This window comes from Neisseria sp. HMSC064E01, from assembly GCF_001808875.1.
Lineage (GTDB): Bacteria > Pseudomonadota > Gammaproteobacteria > Burkholderiales > Neisseriaceae > Neisseria > Neisseria sicca_A.
The window spans coordinates 85,172-91,679 of sequence record NZ_KV794886.1; the positions used below are offsets into that span (position 1 = coordinate 85,172).

Genomic DNA, 6,508 nt, shown 5'->3' on the forward strand with positions numbered 1-6,508 from the left:
TGTCCTGATTTAAATTTAATCCACTATAAAGCAACGAGGTCGTCTGAAAACCCGTAAGGGTTTCGCCAAAACGAGCGCAGCGAGTTTCGCTAAAACTTTTTCAGACGACCTTTCTGCTAAAATGACACGCTTCAAATACAAGGGAAACCCGCCATGCACGAAATCAAATGCCCGCACTGCCACACCGCCTTCACCGTCAACGAAGCCAGTTACGCCGACATCCTGAACCAAGTCCGCACCCAAGAATTTCAAACCGAAATCCACGAGCGCCTGCAACAGGCGCAGATGCAGTTTCAAAGCGATATGCAGCTTGCCCAAGCGCAGGCGCAAAATCAGTTCGACAAAATCCTAGCCGACAAAAACCACGAAATCGCCGCCCTGTCCAACCAAATCAACGTTTACGAAAAAGACAGCAAACTTGCCGCCGCCGAAATCGAAGGTCGTCTGAAAGCGCAAATCGCCGAACAGGATAAATTGATTGCCGAGCTGAAAGCGCAGGCAAAATCGCTGGAAACGGCGAAAAACATGGAAAAAGAGCTGGAAATCACCAAAGCCGTTGCCGAAAAAGAGCGCGAATTGGGCAATTTGAACACGCAGCTCATGCTGCAATCCAAAGAAAACCAGTTGGAAAAACAAAGCCTGCGCGAAAAATACGAAGCCGAACTCAAACAAAAAGACGAAACCATCGCCTTCTACAAAGACTTCAAAGCCAGACAGTCCACCAAAATGATAGGCGAAAGCCTTGAGCAGCACTGCGAAACCGAATTCAACCGCATCCGCACCACCGCCTTTCCCCAAGCCGTCTTCGGCAAAGACAACGACGCCAAAACCGGCAGCAAAGGCGACTACATCTACCGCGAAACCGACGAAGAAGGCAACGAAATCATCTCCATCATGTTTGAGATGAAAAACGAAAGCGACGAAACCGCCACCAAAAAGAAAAACGAACACTTTTTCAAAGAGTTGGACAAAGACCGCAGAGAAAAAAACTGCGAATACGCCGTCCTCGTCTCACTCTTGGAAGCCGACAGCGACCTCTACAACAACGGCATCGTTGACGTGTCCTACGCCTACCCGAAAATGTACGTCGTGCGCCCGCAGTTTTTCATCCCCATCGTCTCCCTGCTGCGCAACGCCGCGCTCAATTCATTGAAATACAAACAAGAATTGGCACAAATGCGCGCGCAAAACATCGACATCACGCATTTTGAAGAAGATTTGGACAAGTTCAAAACCGATTTCGCCCGCAATTACGAACTCGCCAGCCGCAAATTCCAAACTGCCATCGACGAAATCGACAAAACCATCAGCCACCTGCAAAAAACCAAAGAAGCCCTGCTCTCTTCCGAAAACAACCTGCGCCTCGCCAACAACAAAGCAACCGACCTGACCGTCAAAAAATTAGTACGCAAAAATCCGACCATGAAGGCCGCCTTTGCCGCGTTGGAGAAAAAAGAGGATTGAGATTTGCTTCGAGAATGAAAATAGAAATACCAGCCGACCGTTACGCCCGCGCAAGCAGGAATGACGGCGGTCGGCGTCTCATTTTTCATCAATCCGTAAGCAAATCTATTTGTCCAAACATACAAAAAAGTCGTCTGAAACAGATGGTTTGGCTGTTTCAGACGACCTTTTATTTAGATTCAGGCTTGTGATTTAAGCCACTTGGGTCTGATGCTCATCGCCGTTGCGTTCGCGGATAACGCCCAAACGGTAAACGGTTTCGCCTTGTTCGGTTAAGAACGCCTGCACCGCGTCGGCATCTTCTTCGGCAACCACGACTACCATGCCGATGCCGCAGTTGAAGGTACGGTACATTTCTTGCGTTTCCACGTTGCCTGCCTGTTGCAGCCATTGGAACAGCTTGGGCAATTCCCATGCTTTGGCGTCGATTTGGGCGACGGTGTTTTCCGGCAGGATGCGCGGCACGTTTTCGGTGATGCCGCCGCCGGTGATGTGCGCCATGCCTTTGATGGTGAATTTTTCCAAGGCAGCGAGGATGGGTTTCACATACAGGCGGGTCGGGGCGATGATGATTTCGCGCAGGGTTTTGCCGTTGTCGAACTCAGCGTCCAAATCGGGATTGTCGCGGGCGATGATTTTGCGGACGAGGGAGTAGCCGTTGGAATGCGCGCCGTTGGAAGCCAAGCCCAACACGATGTCGCCTGCTTTGATGCTGCGGCCGTTGATGACGCGCTCTTTTTCGACCACGCCGACGGCGAAGCCTGCCAAGTCGTATTCGCCTTCGGGATACATGCCGGGCATTTCGGCGGTTTCGCCGCCGATGAGGGCGCAGCCGGATTCTTCGCAGCCTTGGGCAATGCCTTTAATCACGTCGGTAGCGCGGGAGACGTCGAGTTTGCCGCAGGCGAAATAGTCGAGGAAGAACAAAGGCTCTGCGCCTTGAACCAAAATATCGTTGACGCTCATGGCGACGAGGTCGATGCCGACGGTGTCGTGTTTGTCCCAATCGAAGGCGAGTTTGAGCTTGGTGCCTACGCCGTCGGTGCCGCTGACAAGGACGGGATTTTTGTATTTTTTGCTGATTTCGACCAATGCGCCGAAGCCGCCCAAATCACCCAACACTTCGGGACGCATGGTGCGTTTGGCAAAAGGTTTGATGTTTTCGACCAGTTGATCGCCGGCGTCAATGTCCACGCCTGCGTCGCGGTAGCTCAATGAAGTGCTCATGAAAGGGTTCCTTAATCGTGATTGGGACGGAAAAACGATGGTGCGTATTTTACCTTATTTTGCAGGCGCGGGCTTGGATTTTTCGGTGATTTTGTAAACAATCTGAGGTTTCAGACAACCTCATTTATTCTGTTATACTGGACGGCTAGGGGGGCGTCTAAAAACGATTGCAGAGACTTCCGCTGAAACACACATGGAAAGGTTTTATGTATCAGAAAAAAACGCGCGGCATGAAGCCGTGGATCATTATGGGCTGCGTGATTGCGGCTTTTGTCTGGCTGCTGTACGCGCTGGGCGACATCCTGACGCCGTTTATTGTGGCAGCGGTATTGGCTTATGTATTGAATCCGCTGGTGGAATGGTTGCAGAAAAAACGGATTAAACGCGCCCCGGCTTCTATGATCGTGATGGTATTGGCGCTGCTGTTGCTGCTGTCGCTGATGCTGATTATCGTGCCTATGCTGATCAACCAGTTCAACAATATGGTCAGCCGCATTCCCCAAATCGTCGATTTTACGCAAAACAAACTATTGCCTTGGCTGAACAATGCCGCAGGCGATTATATGCAAATCGATCAGGAGTCGGTCATTGCTTGGTTGCAATCCCATACGGGTGAATTGAGCAACACGCTCAAGGCTTGGATGCCGACGCTGATGCGCCAAAGCGGCAACGTCATCAGCGGCATGAGCAATCTGATACTGCTGCCGCTCTTGCTGTATTATTTCCTTTTGGACTGGAAACGCTGGTCTTACGGCATCAGCGCGTTGGTTCCGCGCCGCTTTATCGACACTTATACGCGCATCACAAGCAATATGGATGAAGTTTTGGGCGAGTTCCTGCGCGGGCAGTTGATGGTGATGCTGATTATGGGGCTGGTGTACGGGGTCGGGCTGATGCTGGTCGGACTGGATTCGGGCTTCGCCATCGGTATGATTGCCGGTATTTTGGTGTTTATCCCGTATTTGGGCGCATTTACCGGACTTTTGCTGGCAACCGTCGCCGCTTTGCTGCAATTTAGCACATGGCACGGTCTGGTTATGGTGTGGGTCGTGTTCGGTATCGGACAATTCCTCGAGAGCTTTATCGTTACCCCGAAGATCGTCGGTGACCGCATCGGTCTGTCGCCTTTCTGGGTAATTTTCTCGTTGATGGCTTTCGGACAACTCATGGGCTTTGTCGGCATGCTCGCCGGTCTGCCGCTTGCCGCCGTAACCTTGGTCCTGCTGCGCGAAGGTGTGAATGCTTATTTCCACAGCCGTTTTTACAAACACAAGTAAAAGGACAAAAAGGTCGTCTGAAAACGGATATGGTTTTTCAGACGACCTTTGTTTCTCCTGGTAAACACATAAAGGAACAGAAAACATGTTAGCCATCATCGGCGGCAGCAGCCTGACCAAGCTGCCCGAACTGAGCATCACCGACCGCAAGATCGTCCGCACTCCCTACGGACTGACCAGCAGCCCCGTCTTAAGCGGCAAACTGGGCAGTCAGGACATCATCTTCCTCGCGCGGCACGGCTTCGGCCATACCGTCGCGCCGCACGAAATCAACTACCGCGCAAACATCTGGGCGTTGCATTCCATAGGTGCGGAATACATCGTCGCCGTTTCCTCCGTCATCAGCATCAACGACCGCTTTGAAAACGGCGCGCTCGTCCTGCCCGACGACTTGATCGACTACACATACGGTCGTAAAGAAACCTTTTTTGAAGGGCAGGAAGAACCGGTCGTACACACTGATTTTCTCGACCCCTACACCGCCGAACTGCGCGAAAAAATCGTCGAACACGCGCAACAGCACCAAATGCCTTTATACACCCAAGCCGTTTACGGCTGCCTGCAAGGACCGCGCTGGCCGACCCGCGCCGAAATCCAACGTTACCGCCGCGACGGTGTGGACGTATTGGGTATGACCGGAATGCCAGAAGCCGTCCTCGCTCGAGAACTGGGCATGAAATACGCCCACTTCTGCGGCATCACCAACATCCGCTGCCTCAGTGGAGGGACGGAAGGGGCGGAATGCGGCTTGGAAACCGAGCTTGCCATCGGCAAAATCCGCCGTTTGCTTGCGGGTTTGTAAAGGATAAATGTTTGCCTCTTATTTTTTAAAACCACGCAAAAAGGTCGTCTGAAAATTTTCAGACGACCTTTTTGTTAAGATAAATACGCCAGAAAAAATTTGGCATTCAAACCAACACTTCAGTCCTGCGACAAATCAACAAGTCAGAACCGTTTGCAATCCGCCGATTCATGATTCCGGCTTATCCGCAGCCGGTTTTTTCTTACGCGTGCGGCGGCGTTTGCGATTCGGCTTGCCATCCGCGCCATCGCCTTGCCCGTGTTGTCGGCGCTGTTGTGTGGCAAGCGTCATTTCCGCGCGGGCTTCCGCATCCGCATGTTGGAACTTCGTCCACCATTCAACCAAATCCCGCTCCACTTCGCCGACCTCTCCACGCAACACAAGGAAATCGTAAGCCGCACGGAAACGCGCTTGCGCCAGCATTTTGTGCGGACGCGCGCCGCGCGTGTAATCGAATTGCGGCTGAAGTTGCCAAATTTCCCGCATGGTCGCGGCAAAACGCTGCGGCACGCCCCAGCCTTTTTCCACCGTTTCGCGCATGGTGTTCATCGCTTCGGATAAAGCGTGTGCAGGCTTTTGACCGCGTTTGATGTTGTCCTGCCAATGACGGTTCAAAACCGGCCACAAGACGGCGGCAAGAACGAAGCCCACCGACACGGATTTGTCTGCGCGCAAACGTTCGTCCGTATTTTTTAAGGCGAGAGAGATAATGCGGTTTTCAGGTTTCGTTGCCGACTTGAGCGCACTCAGAAGTGGATGGACGTCGTCTGAAACGCCGAGAGTATTCAATCGTTTCAGACATTCTCTGGCGTAACCGGAAAACAGCAGTTTCATGATTTCGTCAAACAGACGCGCCACGGGTTCGTGTTTCAGACGACCTGCCTGTTCCGGAATCGGCGCGGCGGTGTTTTCTTCCACGTCAAACCCAAGTTTGCCCGACAGCCGCACGGCTCTCAGGATGCGGACAGGGTCTTCCTGATAACGTTCTGCCGCATTGCCGATCATCACCAGCTTGCGGTCGGCAATATCGCCGACGCCGTGGTGGAAATCGATGATTTCTTCTTTAATCGGGTCGTAATAAAGCGCGTTGCAGGTGAAATCACGGCGCATGGCATCTTCTTCCATACTGCCGTAAGTGTTGTCCTTCATAATCCTGCCGTGCGCATTCTGCTGCACCTTGCCGCCGCCCCTGAAGGTCGTGACCTCTATGGTTTCCGGCCCGACCATGACGTGTACGATTTGAAAACGTCTGCCGATGATGCGGCTTCTGCGGAAAATCTTATGAACCTGTTCCGGTGTCGCATCGGTAGCGATGTCGAAGTCTTTAGGTTCGACACCCAGCAACAGATCGCGAACCGCTCCGCCGACAACATAAGCCTGAAAACCTTCGTCATGCAGACGGCGGACAACTTTTTCCGCCGCAAAACTCAGCATATCCGCGCTGATGTGGTGTTTGTCGAAAGAAAGGATTTCCTTCGCCACAGGCACTTGCTTCGGCTGCTTTCCGGGCAAAACTTTATGCAACCATTTTTTCAACATAAACTACTCTTTCCAAAATAAAAAGAGGTCGTCTGAAACCGGCGGCGAAGCCTTTGCGCAATATTCTGCCGGAAATGCGGACAAAATATTATGCAAAGGCTTCAGACGACCTGCCGTATCGCATTAAAAAATAAGGCGGCATTATACCCGAAACACCATAAACCCTGAAAATATAGTGGATTAACTTTAAACCAGTACG

General features: G+C 52.0%; 5 protein-coding genes. 3 read left to right on the forward strand and 2 right to left on the reverse strand.

What is annotated here, in order from left to right:
* The first annotated feature begins 153 nt into the window (after window positions 1-153).
* Window positions 154-1,464: a DUF2130 domain-containing protein gene (locus HMPREF2572_RS02000; protein WP_070495935.1), complete on the forward strand. Its 1,311-nt coding sequence runs from the start codon at window positions 154-156 to the stop codon at window positions 1,462-1,464.
* A 192-nt stretch (window positions 1,465-1,656) separates the two neighbouring features.
* Here the strand turns inward: HMPREF2572_RS02000 and purM are convergent, their stop codons facing one another.
* Window positions 1,657-2,691 carry a phosphoribosylformylglycinamidine cyclo-ligase gene (purM, locus tag HMPREF2572_RS02005; protein WP_070495937.1) on the reverse strand — a complete coding sequence of 345 codons (1,035 nt, stop codon included), beginning with the start codon at window positions 2,689-2,691 and terminating at the stop codon, window positions 1,657-1,659.
* Window positions 2,692-2,897: 206 nt separating this feature from the next.
* On the opposite strand from purM, the gene HMPREF2572_RS02010 reads away from it, so the two are divergent.
* A complete protein-coding gene (locus HMPREF2572_RS02010; protein ID WP_070495939.1) occupies window positions 2,898-3,968 on the forward strand; it encodes an AI-2E family transporter in 1,071 nt (356 codons plus the stop codon).
* An 85-nt stretch (window positions 3,969-4,053) separates the two neighbouring features.
* Window positions 4,054-4,770 carry an S-methyl-5'-thioinosine phosphorylase gene (locus HMPREF2572_RS02015; protein ID WP_070495941.1) on the forward strand — a complete coding sequence of 239 codons (717 nt, stop codon included), beginning with the start codon at window positions 4,054-4,056 and terminating at the stop codon, window positions 4,768-4,770.
* A 168-nt stretch (window positions 4,771-4,938) separates the two neighbouring features.
* On the opposite strand, the gene HMPREF2572_RS02020 is transcribed toward HMPREF2572_RS02015, so the two are convergent.
* Complete coding sequence (locus HMPREF2572_RS02020; RefSeq protein ID WP_070495943.1) at window positions 4,939-6,309, reverse strand: polynucleotide adenylyltransferase PcnB; 1,371 nt, start codon at window positions 6,307-6,309, stop codon at window positions 4,939-4,941.
* Window positions 6,310-6,508 lie beyond the last annotated feature (199 nt).

Excerpts from the sequence above, each read along its gene's own strand:
- HMPREF2572_RS02020 (WP_070495943.1), bottom strand. The coding sequence starts at position 6,309 with ATGTTGAAAAAATGGTTGCATAAAGTTTTGCCCGGAAAGCAGCCGAAG.
- HMPREF2572_RS02015 (WP_070495941.1), top strand. The coding sequence starts at position 4,054 with ATGTTAGCCATCATCGGCGGCAGCAGCCTGACCAAGCTGCCCGAACTG.
- HMPREF2572_RS02000 (WP_070495935.1), top strand. The coding sequence starts at position 154 with ATGCACGAAATCAAATGCCCGCACTGCCACACCGCCTTCACCGTCAAC.
- purM (WP_070495937.1), bottom strand. The coding sequence starts at position 2,691 with ATGAGCACTTCATTGAGCTACCGCGACGCAGGCGTGGACATTGACGCC.
- HMPREF2572_RS02010 (WP_070495939.1), top strand. The coding sequence starts at position 2,898 with ATGTATCAGAAAAAAACGCGCGGCATGAAGCCGTGGATCATTATGGGC.